Source organism: Aquabacterium sp. (assembly GCF_016234775.1).
Classification (GTDB): Bacteria; Pseudomonadota; Gammaproteobacteria; order Burkholderiales; family Burkholderiaceae_C; genus Aquabacterium.
Genome location: NZ_JACRAH010000021.1, coordinates 249,517 through 267,979, shown reverse-complemented (window position 1 = coordinate 267,979; position 18,463 = coordinate 249,517). Strand labels below are relative to the sequence as shown.

The window sequence follows — 18,463 nt, the reverse complement described above, 5'->3', positions numbered from 1 at the left end:
AAGCGAATCCGCTTTTCCGATTCGAATCAGAGATATGACCTCGCAACTCGAACAGCTCAAGGCCTGCACCACCGTCGTGGCCGATACCGGCGATTTCAAACAACTCGCCCAGTTCACGCCGCAGGATGCGACCACCAACCCCTCTCTGATCCTCAAGGCTGTTCAGAAGCCCGACTATGCGCCCTTGCTGGCTGATACGGTGGCTGCTCACCGAACCGAGTCGCTGGCAGCCATCGTCGATCAGGTGCTGGTGCGCTTCGGGCTGGAAATTCTCAAAGTGGTGCCTGGCCGTGTTTCCACGGAAGTGGACGCCCGCCTGAGTTTCGATACCCAGGCGACGATCGCGCGTGCCCGCCACATCATGGGCTTGTATGAGGCTGCGGGTATTTCGCGCAGCCGCGTGCTGATCAAGATCGCTTCGACCTGGGAAGGCATCCAGGCTGCCAAGGTGCTGGAGGAAGAGGGCATTCACTGCAATCTGACCTTGCTGTTTGCCTACGTACAGGCCCAGGCCTGTGGCGATGCCAAGGTGCAACTGATCTCGCCTTTCGTCGGTCGCATCTATGACTGGTACAAGAAGACGGCCGGTGCGCAGTGGGACGAAGCTGCCAACGCTGGTGTCAACGATCCAGGCGTGAAGTCCGTGGCGCGCATTTACGACTACTACAAGCAGCATGGCATCCGCACCGAGGTGATGGGGGCCAGCTTCCGCAATGTGGGCCAGATTCTGGCGCTGGCTGGTTGTGATCTGCTGACCATCAGCCCGGATCTGCTCGCTCAACTGCAGTCGGCAGATGGCTTGGCTCAACCGGTGGTGCGTCAGTTGACGTCGCCTTCCAGCACGGCGGCTGCCCCGGCACCCTTGACGGAGTCTGCCTTCCGCTACGCTCTCAATGAAGACGCGATGGCCACCGAGAAACTGGCCGAGGGGATTCGTTTGTTTGCGGTGGATGCCGGCAAGCTCGATGCCTTGATCGAGGCGCAGCGTTGACGCGAGTTGCCATGGGCTATCCCCGTTGTGATCAGACTGTGGCCTGGTCCGCTTTGAGCGGGCATTTCGAGGCCCATGGGCGAGATCTGGATCTTCGCCAGGTGTTTGCCGACAACCCCGATCGCGTTCAGTGTCTGGGCATTCAGGCGCCGGAAGTGTTTGCAGATTTGTCGCGTGCGCATTGGGATGTGGCCACGATGCGCCACTTGCTGGATCTGGCGCGCGAGTGTGGCCTGGAGGCGCGGCGCGATGCGCTCCTGGCCGGTGACATCGTCAATCAGACTGAAGGGCGTGCTGCGTTGCACACGGCCTTGCGTGCACCACGAGGGCCTGCGCCATACAGTGAGCAGGTGCATCAGGTCCTGGATCGCATGCTGGCCTTTGTCGAGCGCGTGCGTTTGACCGCCGGTGGTACGGCGCCTGGGCAGATCACGGACGTGGTCAATATTGGCATTGGTGGCTCCGATCTGGGGCCTCAGATGGTGGTGCCCGCGCTGGATGCCTACGTGCACCCTGGCTTGAACTTCCATTTCGTGTCCAACGCGGACGGCCAGGATCTGGCCAGCGTGCTGCGCAAGGTGCGCCCTGATCACACCTTGTTCGTGGTGGCTTCCAAGACCTTCACGACCCAGGAAACCATGGCCAATGCGCAGGCTGCGCGGCAGTGGTTCCTGGACCAGGGGGGCAAGGACATCGCCCGTCACTTCGTGGCCACCACCACCAACGTGGAATTGGCCGCCGCCTTTGGCATCACCCAGACCTTTGGCTTCTGGGACTGGGTAGGCGGGCGCTTTTCGATGTGGTCGGCCATCGGTTTGCCGATTGCGCTGGCACTGGGCAGCAGCAACTTCCACGCGATGCTGGCAGGTGCGCACGCGATGGATGAGCACTTTGCGCAAGCGCCCGTGCAGGCCAACCTTCCGATGCTGCTGGGTTTGATGGACGTCTGGTATCGCAATTTCAAGGGCTACACGAGCCGTTGCGTGGTGCCGTATCACCATGGCCTGCGCCGCTTGCCCGCTTACTTGCAGCAGCTCGTGATGGAGAGCAATGGCAAGAGCGTGGATGCCAACGGCGACCCGCTGCCCTATGCCACCAGCGACGTGCTGTGGGGTGAGCCAGGCACCAATGGCCAGCATGCTTTTTTCCAGATGCTGCACCAGGGCTCGGATGTGATCCCGGTCGAGTTCCTGCTCGTCAAGCACGCCAGTTACCGGGCACCCGGCGCCATGTCGCCGGCCATGCGGGCCTTGCTGGGGCAGCAACACCATGTGCTGTTGGCCAACGGCCTGGCGCAGGCCCAGGCGCTGACGTGGGGCAAGTCCGCTGCGGATGCACTGCAGGAGCATGTGCCTACCGCGTCGAAGGACATGAGCCCTCAGGCCATCGCCAAGCACCGCACCTTCCCCGGCAACCGGCCCAGCCTGACGCTGCTGCTGGACGAAGTCACGCCGCGTTCGCTGGGCGCACTGGTGGCCCTCTATGAGCACCGCACTTTCGTGAGTGGCGCGCTGTGGGGCATCAACTCGTTCGATCAGTGGGGCGTGGAGTTGGGCAAGGCCTTGTGCAAGGACCTGCTGCCGCGCTTGACCTCTGGCGATACCGCCGGACTGGATGCGGCCACGGCCGCCATGATCGCGCGCCTGCGTTGAGCCCGACTTTTCAAGGAATGTGACATGAGCCAGCTTGATGCCGCTCGTCAGCCTCAGGCTGTGGTGTTCGATTTCGGCGGCGTGCTGTTCAACTGGCAACCCGCCAAGCTGATTCAGTCCGTCTTGCCACACCTGGCCAGCAATGACCAGCAGGCACTGGATCTGGCTGCGCGGGTGTTCGAATCCTTTGTGCCGGGCAGCGACTGGTCGGAGTTTGACCGTGGCGTCTTGAGCTGGGATGGGGTTCGCGACAAGATCGCGCACCGGACCGGTCTGCAAGGGCACGACGTTCACCGCCTGATGGAGGCGATTCCGCCGCACCTGGCGCCGATTCCCGCTACGGTGGATTGGTTGCATCGCCTGTCTGAATCAGGCATGCCTTTGTACTTCCTGTCGAACATGCCGCGCCCTTACGCGGAGTTCTTGCAGCGTGAGCACGCCTTCCTGGATCGCTTCCTGGCAGGCGTGTTTTCGTGCGACGTGCAGCAGATCAAGCCCAACGCGGACATCTTTGAAACGGCCGCGGTCCAGTTCGGTGTGCAGCCAGAGCAGACCGTGTTCATCGACGACAACCTCCACAACATCAAAACAGCCCGCACACTGGGGTGGCGGGCTGTTCAATTTGTGGATGCGGCCCAGTGCCAGGCTGAGCTGGCCGAGCTGGGCTGGCTCTGATTGCCTGGGCGACCGGGCCAGGTGATCAGGCTTCGACCGTATCGCTCAGCGCCTTGCGCATCTTCTTCATCGCGGCCACCTCGATCTGGCGGATGCGTTCGGCGCTGACGCCGTAGACCGCCGCCAGATCATGCAGGGTCATGCCGCCGGAGCCGTCGTCATTGACCTTGAGCCAGCGCTCTTCCACGATGCGGCGGCTGCGCTCGTCCAGCTGTTCCAGCGCCATGGCGATGCCATCGCTGGCCAGCCAGTCGCGGCGATGTGCTTCGATCACGCGGGTGGGTTCGTGCACCTCGTCCGACAGGTAGGTCAGCGGCGAGATGGCGCCTTCATGGTCGTCGTCGGCCGGGGCTTCCAGGGCCACGTCACCGCCGGACATGCGGGTTTCCATCTCGATGACATCCTCGGGGCGCACATTCAGTTCTTGCGCCACGCGGTGGATTTCGGCGTCACTGAAGCCGGCGCGACCGACGTGGTCGTTGCCTTCTTCGCCCTTGAACTGGTGCTTCATCGAGCGCAGATTGAAGAACAGCTTGCGCTGGGCCTTGGTCGTGGCGACCTTGACCATGCGCCAGTTCTTGAGGATGTACTCGTGGATCTCAGCCTTGATCCAGTGCATGGCGTAGCTCACCAGGCGCACACCTTGATCCGGGTCGAAGCGCTTGACGGCCTTCATCAGACCGACGTTGCCTTCCTGGATCAGGTCGCCCTGGGGCAGGCCGTAACCCATGTACTGGCGGGAGATGGACACCACTAGACGCAAGTGAGACAGCACCAGCTTGGAAGCTGCTTGCAGATCCTGCTGATCACGCAGACGGCGGGCCAGGGCTTGCTCTTCGTCGGCCTCCAGCATGGGGATGGCCTGCACGGAACGGATGTACGCGTCCAGGTTGCCCAGCGAGGGCACCACACTCCAGGGGTCACGGGTAGCAATGGCGGTGGTCACGGTCATGGGTGGTCCTTTCGTGAATCCTTCTCAGAACATATTAGCACTCTTGCTCAGAGAGTGCTAAGCCCGAAAAGTTCCATCATCGTGCCGTGATTTGATGGCCTCTGCAGCCCAGGTTGATTTTGCAATACAAAAACATGGCGCAGCAGGCGCATGTCAGTGCGCCGGCTCGGGTGGCCGGTGTGAGGCCGGACCTTGCGGCAGGTAGAACGAAAAAGTGGCGCCTTGACCGGGCCGGCTGTCAGCCCACACGTGCCCGCCGTGACGTTCAATGATGCGCTTGACGATGGTCAGGCCGATGCCGGTGCCTTCAAACTCCGAGCTGGCATGCAGTCGCTTGAAGGGTGAAAACAGCACCTGCTTTTTGTCAGGGTCGAAGCCCACGCCGTTGTCCTGGATGTGAACGGTGATGCCCTCACTAGCCTTCTCCGCGTGCACATGAACATCAGGTGACGGCGCCTGTCGTGAGAACTTCAAAGCATTGCCGATCAGGTTGACCAGCACCTGGCGCAGCAAGGCGGGGTCCACATCAACGGATGGCAGAGGACCATGGCGAATGCACGATACAGCGTGATCGCCATGGCTGACTTTCAGCAACCGTACGGCCTCCTGCATCAGTTCCTCCAGTGAGCTTGCCTGCCTGCGCAACTCCGAATGCGACACTTTGGCCAATGTGAGCAAGTCAGACACCAGTTCCGCCAGACGGCCACTTTCGACATTGATGACGTCAAACAGCCGCTTGGCCTTGGCGATGTCGCCTTCATGAATGGCTTGCAAGGCCACAGCTGACAGGCCGCTGATGCCGCCCAGCGGGCCTCGCAGATCATGGGACACCATGCCGTTGAACTGCTCCAGTGAGGTCACCAGTTCCTGCAATTCCTGGGTACGTTCCTGTACACGGCGCTCCAGCGAGACGTTCAGCTCCTTGAGCTCGGACCGCAAGCGCCCCATGGTGGCGGACATCACGCCCAGACCTGCCAGGGTGAAAGGAATGGAGGCCCAGTAAAGAACTTCATTGGGTGGGAACCCGGCCAGAATGGCGCTCACGACCATCATGGGGTAGGCACTGAGCATGAGGGCGGCTGCACCGTGACCTGCCGTGGGCTCTCGGCGGTCTGCACTGATGAACAGTGAAATCAAATACACGAAGATGATCGCCGTCAGCATGTTGCCGCTGCTGGCCATTTGCACAGGGTAGGCAGCACGCAAGGCGATGTTGAGTGCGTAGAGCACCCACATGATCAGAAACCATCGCCATGGACTCAGGCGTGCGTGCCTGGTGTATTTGTGCAGGCCTGCCACCAATGCGCCCATGGTGGAGATGCCCAGAACCAGCGCCACCAGTTTGATGCTGAGGCTCAAGCCAGCGACTTGTTGCGCTTTGATGAGAACTGGCGCCCCGATGTTGAGCAGGGAGCCCATGCCATAGGCCGCAGCCAGCCACCCCAGGCCCCATTCGGGACGCGCATGTTTGAAGCGCCAGAACGTCGCTGCGACAAAGGCTTGCATGACGCCAGCGCTGACGGCAAGGCCTTCTGAAAAGGTCAGGGTGATCATGTGTTGGCGTAGGGATTTCGGAACCAGTATCCCTTAGCCCGCTCACCCATACAAGGCCGCGTCTTTCCCGAGCGCCAGGGCTCAGGGAGGACAGGGTGCATCTGCTTGCCCCATCCCCATGATCAGCATGTCGATCGCGGCATCCACGTAGCGTTGCAGGCCGGCCTCGTCATGTGGCGCTGACAAATAGCGCATGACGCCGCCCTGGATCATGCCCACCACCACCTGGGCCGAGGCGTTGACGTCCAGGTCGCGGCGGAAAAAGCCTTGCGCGACGCCGTTTTGCAGATAGGCCGCGGTGACCTTGCCCGTGACACCGAACATCTTGAAGACCTGATCGGTCATGGCCGCATCGATGGAGGTGGCCTCCAGCATGATCAGCCGCAGCGCGCGTGGGTTGGCGCAGCCGAAGTCCATGAAGCGTTGCGCGATGCGCTGGCACTGGGCGCGGTAGTCCGCCAGGGAGGTGGCCACTGCAGGGGCGTTGTCGTCCACCAGCAGCTGGCTGAGCTTGATGGCCACGTCCTGCACCACGTGCTCGAAGATGTCCCGCTTGTTCTGGAAGTAGCGGTAGAAGGTGCCGTGGCCCACGCCCAGGCGGCGGGCGATGTCGGCGATGCCGGTCTGGTGGTAGCCCTGTTCGGAGAAGGTCTCGAACGCGGCCTCGATGATGTCGGCCCTCAAACGCTGTTTGTTGGATTCGGCGCGAGACATGGGCACAGAGTCGGTCATGCGCCGATGTTACCCGAGCACCTTCACCTGATTACCCCTGGTTGACACCTGATTCCTTGATTGATATTGTGTTCCAAAACGGAATGACATGTCACGTTGTCAGAAAAGGACGGTTTCATGGGGTCAGATCAGTCGAGTGCAAAGCGCGAGGTGCGCCACAGCGAGATCATCATCGTCGGGGCGGGCTTTGCCGGTATTGGCGCGGCCATCCGCTTGCTGCAGGAAGGCATCCAGGATGTCGTTGTGCTGGAGAAGGCGCCCAGCCTGGGCGGCGTCTGGCGTGACAACACCTATCCAGGTTGCGCGTGTGATGTGCCCTCGGCGCTGTACTCCTACTCGTTTGCGCCCAAGCCGGACTGGAGCCGCGTGTTCGCGCCGCAGGAGGAAATTCGCCGTTATCTGCAGGACGTGGCCGCACGGCATGGCGTGACCTCGCGCTGCCGCTTCCAGCACGAGTTGCTGGAGGCGAGCTGGTCTGAAGCCGATCAGCTCTGGCATCTGCAGACCAGCCAGGGGCCTTACACGGCACGCTTTGCCATCATGGCCTGCGGGCCCATGCACGAGCCTGTCTTGCCGGATGTGCCTGGCCTGGCCGCTTTCCCGGGGCAGGTGTTCCATTCCTCACAGTGGCGGCATGAGCATGATCTGCGGGGGCGCCGTGTGGCCGTGATCGGCACGGGGGCGTCTGCCATCCAGTTCGTGCCGACCATCCAGCCGCAGGTGGGCCACATGACGGTGTTCCAGCGCACGCCGCAGTGGATCCTGCCCAAGATGGATCTGGGTATTCCACCTTGGGCGCGTGGGCTGTTTGCCAGGCTGCCGTTGACGCAAAAGCTCATGCGGGCGGGCATCTATGGTGTGTTCGAGATGCTCAATGGCGGCATTCGCCATCCGGCGGCGATGCGCCTGGTGCAGGCCCTGGCGCGCCACAACATCCACCGCAGCGTGAAGGATCCGGCCATGCGGCGCCTGCTCACGCCCAACTATGTGGCCGGTTGCAAGCGCATCCTGCAATCCAACCATTGGTATCGGGCCTTGACGAAGCCCAACGTGTCGCTGGTGCCGCACGGCGTGAAGGCGATCGAGGGCTCGCGTGTCATCGCCGCAGACGGCAGCGCGCACGAGGTCGACACCATCATCCTGGGCACGGGCTTCGAGATCACGGCGCCGCCCATTGCCGAGCGCATCAAAGGCCGCAGTGGTGTGCCAGTGGCGCAGCGCTGGAAGGGCAGCCCTGAGGGCTACCTGGGCACCATGGTGCTGGACTGTCCCAATGCCTTCCTGACGATCGGGCCAAATCTGGCCGTGAGCTCATCGGCGGTCATCATCATCGAGGCCCAACTGGCCTACATCGTGGATGCGCTGAAGCAGGCGCGTGCCAAGGGCTATCGCACGATTGACGTGGACCCTGAACGGCATCGCCGCTACAACGATCGCCTGCAGGAGGCCTTGCAGCACACGGTGTGGAACATCGGCGGCTGTCAGAGCTATTACCTGGATGCCAATGGCCGCAACAGCACGGCCTGGCCTTGGTCGACCTTCGAGATGCGCAGGCAGCTGGCGAGCTTCGAGGCGCAGGATCACATCGTTCAGAAAGGCTGAGCCAGTGGACCCGCTCACGTCACCCTCTGCGGCGGCTTGACGCGGCAGCGCCCTAGCTACCTTTCTTCTTGTTTGCTTCACTGTTGTTGGATCTCATGAACATCACATCATCGTTTGCACCGTCATCGTCCACGGATGGCTCGGCCGTGTCCCTGGGGCAGTCTTTCAAGCTGCGCAATGGCGTGGCCATCAAGAACCGGCTGGTGAAGTCAGCCCTGCATGAGTCCATGGGCGACAAGAAGGGAAGGCCGCTCGATTGCCTGCTGCCTTTGTACAAGGCCTGGGCTGAAGGCGGCATCGGCTTGAGCATCACGGGCAATGTGATGGTGGACCAGCGTGCGCGCAGTGAGCCCGGCAATGTGGTGGTGGAAGACGAGCGCCACCTGGCGTTTCTCAAGCAATGGGCCGAGGCCGGTTCTCGCAATGGCACCGCCTTGTGGATGCAGATCAACCATCCTGGCAAGCAGGCCATGATCGGCTTGAACAAGGAGACGGTGGCACCTTCAGCCATCCCCTTCAAGCCGGAGTTGGCGCCGTTCTTCGGCAAGCCCCGCGAGATGACGCCCGCCGAGATCGAAGACACCATCGTGCGCTTTGGTCGCACGGCACGCATTGCCAAACAGGCGGGTTTTGGTGGTGTGCAGATCCACGCGGCCCATGGCTACTTGATCAGCCAGTTCCTGTCACCACACCACAACCGACGTTCAGACAAATGGGGTGGTTCGGCTGATAACCGCAGGCGCTTCCTGATGGCGGTGTACCGCAGCATGCGTGAGGCCGTGGGCCCTGACTTCCCCATTGGCATCAAGCTCAACTCGGCGGATTTCCAGCGTGGTGGCTTCAACGAAGCGGAGTCGATGGACGCGGTGCTGGCGATCGCCGAGGCCGGCATCGACATGGTCGAGATTTCCGGCGGCACGTATGAAGCCCCTGCGATGACGGGCTCCGAGCAGCCGATCAAGGACAGCACACGCCAGCGTGAGGCCTATTTCATGGACTTTGCCGAGCAGGTGCGCCAACAAACCAAGGTGCCCTTGATGGTGACGGGTGGCTTCCGGTCGGTGGCGGGCATGCAAGAGGCCTTGGCTTCGGGCTCGCTGGACTTCATTGGCCTGGGGCGCCTGATGTGCATCGATGCGTCCACGCCCCAGCGACTGCTGGCCGGTCTGGATCCACAGTACGCCGTGTCACCCCGTGTCAGTGGCATCGGCTACATCGATCGCTCTCGCATGATGGAGGTGATCTGGTACAGCCATCAGTTGATGCGCATTGCGCGTGAAGGGCAGGCACGGCCCAATGAGTCTGTGCTCAAGGTGGCCTTGACCTACCTGGTTGGCAACTTCCTGAAGGGGGAGTTCAGCATGCCCAAGTTCCGGGCGAGTTGATGTGGTCGATGCGTTCATCGCAAGAATCGGAGTGCGGAGACGTCGGTATGTGGCTAAAGTGATGCTGTCAATACCGCATGCAGCAGAGTACAAACTTGGCAGATTCACATACGGAATGGGTGGTAGCGATGTGTCGCTACATAGAGCAGGCCCGTTCGGAACCCAGCTTGTCCGAGCTGGCCGCATGGGCTGGCCTGAGCGCCGCACACCTGCAGCGGGTGTTCAAAGCCCGGATCGGGTTGACGCCAAAGGGCTATGCGGCGGCGCATCGTGCCGCGCGCGTGCGTGAAGCGCTTGTGCAAGGTGGCTCGGTGACGCAAGCCATGTATGACGCGGGATATGGTTCCAGCGGACGCTTTTACGAGCAAACCCATGCGGTGCTCGGCATGACGCCATCGGAGTTCAAGGCAGGGGGGCGCGATCACTGCATTCGCTTCGCTGTGGGCCAGTGTTCGCTGGGTGCCGTGCTCGTAGCCGCCAGTGAGCGTGGCGTTTGCGCCATCTTGCTGGGCGAAGAGGCTGATGCGCTGCTGCGCGATCTGCAAGATCGTTTCCCCGCCGCCGAATTGATCGGCGCCGATGCCGGCTTCGAGCAATGTGTGGCACAGGTCATCGGCTTGATCGAGGCGCCTCAACTGGGCCTGCAACTGCCTTTGGACATTCGCGGCACCGCCTTTCAGCAGCGGGTATGGCAGGCCTTGCGTGCCATACCGCCCGGGCAAACGGTGAGCTACAGCGAACTGGCCGAACGCATCGGCTCGCCCAAGGCTGTGCGGGCGGTGGCTGGCGCTTGTGCGGCCAATGCGCTGGCTGTGGCCATTCCCTGCCATCGGGTTGTGAGAAGTGATGGATCGTTATCCGGCTACCGTTGGGGCGTCGAGCGCAAATGCGCTTTGCTGAAACGAGAAGGTGCAGTGATACATCGGGAGTGATACCGATCTGGTCTGGCTATCGAAGCGGGGGGAAAGGCGCTACATTGTCCGACCAGGAGATCTGAAATGGCTATTCGGGCAACATGGTCGGTGCTGGCTGTATGTGCGGGACTGTGGACAACCGCCATGGCCACTGAGGTGGTGACCGTGGCCGCCGAGGACGACTGGGCCCCTTATTCATCCATGCGCGCTGATCGCACGGGCCCCGAGGGTTTGTCACCCGCCTTGGTCAAGGCCGCATTCAAGACCCAGGACGTGGAGGTGCGCTTTCAGGTCGTCCCTTTTTCAAGGTGCCTGCATTACGCAGAGAAGGGGACGGTGGTGGGGTGTTTTGACACCACGCGAACCGAAACCAACAAGGACTTGTTCTACTGGCATCCCACGCCGCTGTTTCAGGAAGAGTTGGGCATCTTTGCGCGCAGTGAGGTGAACGCCCGAGACATGAAGCAGAAAGACCTGGAGGGCCAGGCAGTGGGCATCACGATCGGCTACACCTATCCGACCGACTTCATGCAGAACCCGCGCATCAAGAAGCTGAGCGCCGTGTCGGACGGTAACCTTGTCAAGATGCTGGTGGCCAAAAGGGTGAATTACATCCTGCTCAACACCATGCCGGGCTATTACCGTATCAAGCAGGAGCCCGCGCTCAAGGGGCAGATCAAACGGGTTGGCGCCATTGGCATGGACCGCTTCTGGGTCAGTTTTTCTCGTGCACATCCTGATGGCAAGCGCCTGTCCGAGGTGTTCGAGAAAGGCTTGCAAGCCATCAAGGCCAATGGCGAATACGATCGCATGCTGACTGCGTTCAAGCAGGAACTTCAACCCTGACAGGAGGCGTTGCGCCATGACGTACTCCATCACGCGCCGCATGACCCTGCTGGTGTTGCTGATCAGCCTGGGCATCGCGCTGCTGGCGGCCGCCTATCAGATCTATGGCGGTTACCGCGTCGGTCTGCGCGCGGTGGAAGACAACCTGCATCTGATCGAATCCAGCCATGTGCCGGCCTTGACGGCCAATGTGTGGCTGCTTGATCAATCGCTGATCGAAAAGCAGCTCGATGGCATCGCGAAGTTACCCGACGTGACCTATGTAGATGTCACCGGTGACTTGCCGTTTCGGGTCAAGGCGGTTGGCAAGCCCCACGCCAGCCCTGCTGCACTGAGCTTCGTGGTGCCCACCTTGCGGCGCGTCTATGACCTGGCCTATACCGACCCGATGCAGCCCGGGCAACACCAGGTGATCGGGCAGCTGCAGGTCGAGGTTTCTCTGGACGGCCTGTATGCCAGACTGAAGGAAACGGCCGTCACCATTATCGTGGCCGAGGTGGTTCGCACCACCGTGCTGGCTTTTGCCATCGTGCTGGGCATGCGCTTGTTGATCACGCGTCATCTCACCCGGATTGCCCGTTTTTCGTCCACCTTGTCGATCGACAACCTGGACACTGCCTTGCAGTTGCCGCAGAGGCAGGCGCACCGCCGCGATGAGATCGATGCCCTGGTGGCGTCCATCAATGGCATGCGTCTGTCGCTGATGAACGAGATCGGCAAGCGTCGCGAAATGGAGTCGCGCAGCCAGCAGCTCACCATCGACAAGGAAGCCGCCGTGCTGGCCAACGAGGCCAAGAGCGAATTTCTGGCGAACATGAGCCACGAGATCCGCACGCCCATGAACGCCATCATCGGCATGTCTGAACTGGCGCTGCAAAGTGGCCTGGACACACGTCAGAGCAACTATGTGCAGAAGGTGCACACCTCGGCCAAATTGTTGCTGGGCATCATCAATGACATCCTGGATTTTTCCAAGATCGAGGCAGGCAAGCTGGACATTGAATCTGTCGAGTTCAGCCTGTACGACACGCTCAATGGCCTGGCAGATCTCATTGGTCTGAAGGCGGAGGAAAAGGATCTGGAGTTGTTGCTCGTGCAGTCGCCCGGTGTGCCTGATCGTGTGATGGGCGACCCCTTGCGCCTGCACCAGGTGCTGGTCAACCTGGCTGCCAATGCAGTGAAGTTCACCAGCCAGGGCGAGGTCATGGTGGGCGTGGAAGAGATCGAGCGCAGCGCCGGTTCGGTGGTGTTGCGGTTCTGGGTCAAGGACACGGGCGTTGGCATGAGTGAGGCTCAGCAGGAGCGCTTGTTCACACCTTTCACGCAGGCGGAGATGTCAACCTCTCGGCGCTTTGGTGGCACCGGGCTGGGCCTGGCCATCAGCCAGAAGCTGGTGCGCATGATGGGCTCCACCATAGAAGTGGACAGTCACGAAGGCAAGGGCAGCACCTTCTATTTCAATTTGCGCATGGGCCTGGGGGCCTCGCAGGCTCAGCAGCCTGGCGCCTTGCCTTTGCCCTCAGGCGGGCGTTTGCTGGTGGTGGACGACAACGCCGCTGCCAGAGAGGTGCTCGCCAGCATGGCCGTGCGCATGGGCTTTGCGGTGGATGAAGCCCACGACGGTGAGCAGGCTTTGCGGATGGTCCATGAGGCCAGCGAAGCCGGGCGGCCTTTCCAGCTTGTCTTGCTGGACTGGAAGATGCCAGGCCTGGATGGCGTCAGTTGCGCGCGTCGCCTGGCGCAGGCGGGGCATGATCGCCCGCAGGTGCTGATGGTCACGGCCTTCAGCCGCGACGAGGTGTTGCGCCGCATGCGTCAGGAAGAGGTACAGGTGCAGGCCGTGTTGACCAAGCCTGTGACGCCGTCGTCCCTGCACGATGCCTGTGTGCGGGTGCTGGTTGCCCCTGGCGCGCCTGCCGTGGAGATGGCCCGTGATATCAAGCTGGCTTTGACCGATCACCAGAAGCGTCTGGCTGGCGTGCGCGTGCTGCTGGCGGAAGACAACGAGATCAACCAGGAGCTGGCTATCGAGTTGCTGCAGCGTGTCGGGGTGACGGTGGCGGTGGCCAAGGACGGGCAGACGGCCTTGGCGATGTTGGCCGAGCAGCCATTTGATGCCGTGCTCATGGATTGCCAGATGCCCGGTATGGACGGCTATACCGCAACGAGCCACATTCGCCAGAACCCGGCGTGGCGGGAGCTGCCTGTCATCGCGATGACGGCCAATGCCATGCTGGGTGACCGCGAGCGTGCGCTGGCTGCAGGCATGAATGACCACGTCGCCAAGCCCATTGATGTGGAGGAGCTCTACCGCACGCTGGCGAAATGGACGCGTGCTCTCAATCAGGCATCAAGGGCCGGGCAGGCTTCAACGGCGCCAGCGGGCTTGCCCTTGCATTTGCCTGGTGTCGATGTCCATGTGGGTCTGGCCCGTACCTTGGGTAACGCGACCTTGTATATGCGCATGCTGCGCATCTTTGTCGAGCGGGAGCGCCACTTCATCGCGCAGTGGCAGACGGCCTGGCAGCAGGGCGATATCGATACCGTCAAGCGCCTGTTGCACACCATGCAGAGCGTGGCCAATACACTCGGCGCCTTGGGGCTCGCACAGGCTTGCCAGCAGGTGGCGGCTGAGGTCCAGGCGCAGGCCTCACCTGATCAAATCGAGCAAGCCGTGTTGATCATGGCCCGCGAACTGGATCAGGTGCTCGTTGGTATTGATGCAGCGTTGACGAGCTGACCAGAACAGCTCAGGTCATGGCGTGAGGTGCCCCTCAGGCAGCACCATGGGCTTGCCCTTGTGATAGTGGGCCGGCAGTTCACTCAATGACTTGACCTGGTAGCGGGGCTGGGCCACTTGTTTGCGCAGGCCTTCCAGCGTCACCAGGGGGGCCTTGGTGGACACGGCGTTGGCCAGCCAGTCAGGCACCAGACCACCCAGGTCAACCTGGGTTTCGAACTCGACGCGGGTCCAGTTGCCCTTGAGCGGCACGAGCTTGAAGGTGTTGTGCAGGTAGGGCATGCGCACATGTCCATCCTGTTGTGGGTAGCCTTCCACCTGATTGGAGTCCACCACGATGGCGCCATCGGCTTGCTGGCTGACGGTAGAGCGGAACATCACGTCGCGATCTGATGCGGGCCAGATGCCCTTGAAGCGCGCATAGGTGTGATCGGGCGGGAATTTGTCGGTGGGACCGCTGGTTTTGCAGTGGTAGACCCAGTTGTTCAGGCCGTTGGTGTCGGCCAGCAGCGCCAGCACGGTCAGGGCCGAGTAGTGCACCTCGGTCACGCCCTTGAACGCCTTGACGGTCATGCCATCCACGCTGCGCACCCAGGTGCTCACGTCTTCGCGTCCCTGGCCTTGTCGAACGGTTTCCCAGTCGTTGGCGGCCAATACCGGTGCGCTCAGGCTCAAGAGGCTCAGAGCAAGAAAGGTCATGCGCAGTGAGGACATGGCGAACGTCTCCGTTGAAGCAGGTTTGCAAACGGTCCAGCGTAGCAAGCTCACGGCAGTGTGATTTGCGCAGAAGCAAGCGCAATCGCAGACTGAGGGGTGCTTTGGCGACGATGGGGCGCTCCTTTTTACCCCTTCTGCGCGCGGATGGCCACTGCTCGATCAAAGATCCTTCAGCACGGCAGGCACCACAGAACGATGGAAACCATCGTAGCTGGGCGCGCCAGCATGGTTGGCCGTCGGCATGACAGGGCTGTGCAGCGGGGCGCCGCCGTCGATGGCCACCGTGATGCCGGTGACGAAGGAAGCGCCCGGGCTCAGCAGGAAGCAGATGACCGAGCTGACCTCGGCCTCCAGGCCCAGGCGCTTGGCCGGCAGGTTGTCCTTGAGCACGCGGATCATGGGGGCCATGGCGGGGCCGTAACTGTCCATGCCGCTCGATGCGATCCAGCCGGGCGCCACGGCGTTGACGCGCACATGGGAGGCAGCCCACTCATAGGCTGCCGTCTTGGTCAGGTTGGCCATGCCGGCGCGTGCTGCGCCAGAGTGCGCCATGCCCGGCATGCCGTTCCACATGTCGGCGGTCATGTTCACGATGGCGCCGCCCTGCTTCATCATGGTCTGGTTGAAGACCTCGCGCATCATCAAAAAGCCGCCCGTCAGGTTGTTGGTGACCACTGCATCGAACCCGCGCTTGGAGATCATGTTCATGGGCGAGGGGAACTGGCCGCCGGCGTTGTTCACCAGGCCATGGATCTGGCCGTGCTTGGCCACGATGCCCGCCACGGCGGTTTTGACCTGGTCTTCGTCGCGGATGTCGAAGGCGAAAGAATCGGCCTTGCCGCCGTCTTCCGTGATCTCGGCCACCACACGGGCCAGCTTTTCCTCATTGCGGCCCGTGATGACCACGGTGGCGCCCAGTGCGGCCAGTTCGTGCGCCACGCAGCGCCCGATGCCGCTGCCCCCACCGGTGACCACATGGACCTGGCCGGTGAACAGACCGGATCGGAAGATGCTGTCGTAGTGCTGCGCGCTCATGGATGTCGTCCTCGGAAATCGTGTTGGTAGGGGAAAGAATATGGGCGACTGTACCGATGCTTTACGTTTGCGTCAACCGGTGGCCGTCTTGGTAAATTGATTGTAGTATTGGGTATGCGAACAAGGCCGCACCAAGGTGGCCGCTACAGGAGACGCCAGCATGAGCACCACACCCTTCGTCACGTACTTCAACGAAACCCATGAGATGGCCCGCGCCACCGCACGCCGTTTCGTCGAGCAGGAAATCAAGCCCCATATCGCCGAGTGGGAAGAGGCAGGCAGCTTCCCGCGTGAGTTGTACAAGAAGGCGGGTGATCTGGGTATCCTGGGTATCGGCCATCCCGAGCACCTGGGCGGCAGTTATGCCGACGACGTGTTCATGAAGCTGGCCGTCAGCGAAGAGCTGATGCGCAGCACATCTGGCGGCCTGGTGGCCAGCCTGGGTTCGCTGGACATCGGTACGCCCCCCATCTGGCGCGGCGCTTCGCCCGAAGTGCAGCAGCGCGTGGTCCCCGCTGTGCTGGCAGGCGACAAGATTGCCGCGCTGGCCATCACCGAGCCCGGTGGCGGCTCCGACGTGGCCAATCTGAAAACGCGTGCCGTGCGGGATGGCGATCACTATGTCGTCAATGGATCCAAGACCTTCATCACGTCCGGTGTGCGCGCCGACTACTACACCGTGGCCGTGCGCACGGGCGGCGAAGGTTATGCCGGCGTGTCGTTGCTGCTGATCGAGAAGGGCACGCCCGGCTTCTCGGTAGGCCGCAATCTCAAGAAGATGGGTTGGTGGGCGTCTGACACCGCCGAACTGTTCTTCGAGGATGTGCGCGTGCCCGTGAGCAACCTGGTTGGCCCGGAGAACGCGGGCTTCATGCTGATCATGGCCAACTTCCAGGCCGAGCGTCTGGCCCTGGCCGTGATGGCCTACATGACCGCCCAGATGGCGCTGGAAGCCTGCCTGGACTACGTCAAGGACCGTGTCACCTTCGGCAAGCCCTTGAGCAAGCACCAGGTGATCCGCCACAAGCTGGCCGAGATGGCCACCAAGGTGGACGTGGCGCGTGAGTACGCCTACCGCGTGGCTGCCCGCATGCAGGCTGGCAAGACCGCCATCCAGGAAGTGTCCATGGCCAAGAATTTCGCCACCGATGTGGCCGATGAGGTGACGTATGAAGCCGTGCAGATCTTTGGTGGCATGGGCTATATGCGCGAGTCCGTGGTCGAGCGCCTCTACCGCGACAACCGCATTCTCTCGATCGGTGGCGGCACGCACGAGATCATGAACGAGATCATCTCCAAGCAGATGGGGCTGTGATCACTTCAGGCGGGCTGACAGAAAAGCGCCGCCTGACACCAGCACCAGCCCTGCTACCAGCCAGCCCGTGAGTGGTTCGCCCAGCAAGGGCACGGCGCCCAGGCCGGCCATCACGGGCACAAGGGCCACCAGCGCCCCGGTGCGCTCGGCGCCCAGGATGGCTACGGCGCGCAGGAACAGCAGCATGGCCACGATGGTGGGCCCCAGCCCCTGATACAGCCCTTGCAGCAAGAGCATGGACATGGGCGTCTGGTCAATGCCCTTGGGCAGGAAGGCCAGGTAGATGGGCATGTAGACCAGGCACGATGCCAGCGCCACAAAGCGCGTGAGCAGCCAGGCATCGACCACCCACTTCTTGACCAGCACGCTGTAGGTGGCCCAGGCCAGCGAGCCACCCAGCAGGAACAGATCGCCGCTCAGGGTGGAGGGCCCATCATGGGCCCCCAGCATCTGAGGTGCGGCGACGCAGCCCACGCCAGCCGCAATCGGGATCAGGCCCAGCAGGCGCAGGCGTGACGGCCTTGCGCCCATGAGCAGCCAGGCCAGCGCGGTCACCAGAAAGGGTTGCATGCCCGGCAACAGGATGCCGCCATGAGCTGCCGGCGCGCGCTTGAAGCCCGCATACACCAGGATCAGAAACAGCAGGCCGCCGATAAGGGCCATGGCCCACATGCGCTTGTTGCGCCAGGTGCCTGCAGGCAGGCTCAGTGAAAAGGGCAGCAGGAACAAGGATGCCGTACCCAGGCGCAGGGCCACGATGTCCCAGCCGGTGAGGGCGGTCTTGCCACCCAGGCGCGAGATCAGGATGAAGCCCGCCCAGATGACCACGGTGGCCAAGGCCGCCAGATAGCCCTGCAGGATGTCGCTGTGAGCTGGCGTACGCGCGAGTGAGGTCATGGGCTCAGTCTAGCGGCGAAGCCAAAAACGAATAGGCCAACTTCTGGTGGCCATTGGCAGCTTGGGTTCAATCTGGCTGTCGGGTTAGGCCGATTGACTAAGGTGTTTGATCTGCTAGGCTTTCAATTCAGCCCAAGCTCGACGTCGGGCTGAATCCACACATAAAACAGGAAGGAAAACTCATGAATATGAGGTTACACGCGTCATGCGTGGCGTTGCTGATTGCGTTGCCGTTGGCAGCCCAAGCCCAACTCAGCGTGGTCAGTCAAAGTGGTTCCGCGACCGTGGGTCAGACAAGCCGCACACCAACAGGAAGCACGGTATCTGCTTCTGTGGGCCAAAGCGCGTCGTTTGCGGCGACGGGGGGGCGAGGGTTGACGACGGGTCGTGCGTCTGCAGTTTCACTTATCGGTGACAGCAGCATCTCGATATGGACAACGTCGTCTTGGTGGTACA

At 62.0% G+C, this 18,463-nt stretch carries 15 protein-coding genes; 9 read left to right on the top strand and 6 right to left on the bottom strand.

From position 1 onward, the window contains the following. Positions 1–34 precede the first annotated feature (34 nt). The 3 genes from tal to HY836_RS07320 are packed head-to-tail and all read left to right on the top strand — an operon-like array spanning position 35 to position 3,318. Entirely contained in the window at positions 35–991 is a 957-nt protein-coding gene (gene tal, locus HY836_RS07330) for a transaldolase (protein WP_290675030.1), read from the top strand. 11 nt (positions 992–1,002) lie between these two features. Next, entirely contained in the window at positions 1,003–2,643 is a 1,641-nt protein-coding gene (gene pgi / locus HY836_RS07325; RefSeq protein WP_290675071.1) for a glucose-6-phosphate isomerase, read from the top strand. A gap of 24 nt (positions 2,644–2,667) precedes the next feature. Continuing rightward, entirely contained in the window at positions 2,668–3,318 is a 651-nt protein-coding gene (locus HY836_RS07320; protein ID WP_290675029.1) for an HAD family phosphatase, read from the top strand. 25 nt (positions 3,319–3,343) lie between these two features. Here HY836_RS07320 and rpoH read toward each other — a convergent pair whose 3' ends face one another. The 3 genes from rpoH to HY836_RS07305 all read right to left on the bottom strand — a co-directional run bounded on the left by rpoH (position 3,344) and on the right by HY836_RS07305 (position 6,556). After that, a complete protein-coding gene (rpoH, locus tag HY836_RS07315; protein WP_290675027.1) occupies positions 3,344–4,270 on the bottom strand; it encodes an RNA polymerase sigma factor RpoH in 927 nt (308 codons plus the stop codon). Between the two features lie 153 nt (positions 4,271–4,423). Beyond that, on the bottom strand, positions 4,424–5,824 hold the full coding sequence (locus HY836_RS07310) for a HAMP domain-containing sensor histidine kinase (RefSeq protein WP_290675025.1): 1,401 nt from the start codon (positions 5,822–5,824) through the stop codon (positions 4,424–4,426). Between the two features lie 81 nt (positions 5,825–5,905). Beyond that, positions 5,906–6,556, bottom strand: coding sequence for a TetR/AcrR family transcriptional regulator (locus tag HY836_RS07305; protein WP_290675023.1), 651 nt, complete (start codon positions 6,554–6,556; stop codon positions 5,906–5,908). A gap of 117 nt (positions 6,557–6,673) precedes the next feature. Here HY836_RS07305 and HY836_RS07300 point away from each other — a divergent pair, with 117 nt between their 5' ends. The 5 genes from HY836_RS07300 (at position 6,674) to HY836_RS07280 (ending at position 14,043) form a co-directional block, all read left to right on the top strand. Further along, positions 6,674–8,158 carry an NAD(P)/FAD-dependent oxidoreductase gene (locus HY836_RS07300; protein ID WP_290675021.1) on the top strand — a complete coding sequence of 495 codons (1,485 nt, stop codon included), beginning with the start codon at positions 6,674–6,676 and terminating at the stop codon, positions 8,156–8,158. Between the two features lie 95 nt (positions 8,159–8,253). Then, complete coding sequence (locus HY836_RS07295) at positions 8,254–9,543, top strand: NADH:flavin oxidoreductase/NADH oxidase family protein (protein WP_290675019.1); 1,290 nt, start codon at positions 8,254–8,256, stop codon at positions 9,541–9,543. A gap of 95 nt (positions 9,544–9,638) precedes the next feature. After that, positions 9,639–10,475 carry a bifunctional DNA-binding transcriptional regulator/O6-methylguanine-DNA methyltransferase Ada gene (gene ada / locus HY836_RS07290; RefSeq protein ID WP_290675017.1) on the top strand — a complete coding sequence of 279 codons (837 nt, stop codon included), beginning with the start codon at positions 9,639–9,641 and terminating at the stop codon, positions 10,473–10,475. Between the two features lie 66 nt (positions 10,476–10,541). Continuing rightward, entirely contained in the window at positions 10,542–11,303 is a 762-nt protein-coding gene (locus tag HY836_RS07285) for an ABC transporter substrate-binding protein (protein WP_290675015.1), read from the top strand. A 16-nt stretch (positions 11,304–11,319) separates the two neighbouring features. Beyond that, complete coding sequence (locus HY836_RS07280; protein WP_290675013.1) at positions 11,320–14,043, top strand: response regulator; 2,724 nt, start codon at positions 11,320–11,322, stop codon at positions 14,041–14,043. A 15-nt stretch (positions 14,044–14,058) separates the two neighbouring features. Here HY836_RS07280 and HY836_RS07275 read toward each other — a convergent pair whose 3' ends face one another. Continuing rightward, positions 14,059–14,757, bottom strand: coding sequence for an START domain-containing protein (locus HY836_RS07275; protein WP_290675011.1), 699 nt, complete (start codon positions 14,755–14,757; stop codon positions 14,059–14,061). Between the two features lie 162 nt (positions 14,758–14,919). Then, positions 14,920–15,795 (bottom strand): SDR family oxidoreductase, encoded by an 876-nt coding sequence (locus HY836_RS07270; RefSeq protein WP_290675009.1) that lies wholly within the window; start codon positions 15,793–15,795, stop codon positions 14,920–14,922. A gap of 160 nt (positions 15,796–15,955) precedes the next feature. On the opposite strand from HY836_RS07270, the gene HY836_RS07265 reads away from it, so the two are divergent. Beyond that, a complete protein-coding gene (locus HY836_RS07265) occupies positions 15,956–17,110 on the top strand; it encodes an acyl-CoA dehydrogenase family protein (protein ID WP_290675007.1) in 1,155 nt (384 codons plus the stop codon). On the opposite strand, the gene HY836_RS07260 is transcribed toward HY836_RS07265, so the two are convergent. Continuing rightward, positions 17,111–18,007, bottom strand: coding sequence for a DMT family transporter (locus HY836_RS07260; protein ID WP_290675005.1), 897 nt, complete (start codon positions 18,005–18,007; stop codon positions 17,111–17,113). Between the last annotated feature and the right edge of the window lie 456 nt (positions 18,008–18,463).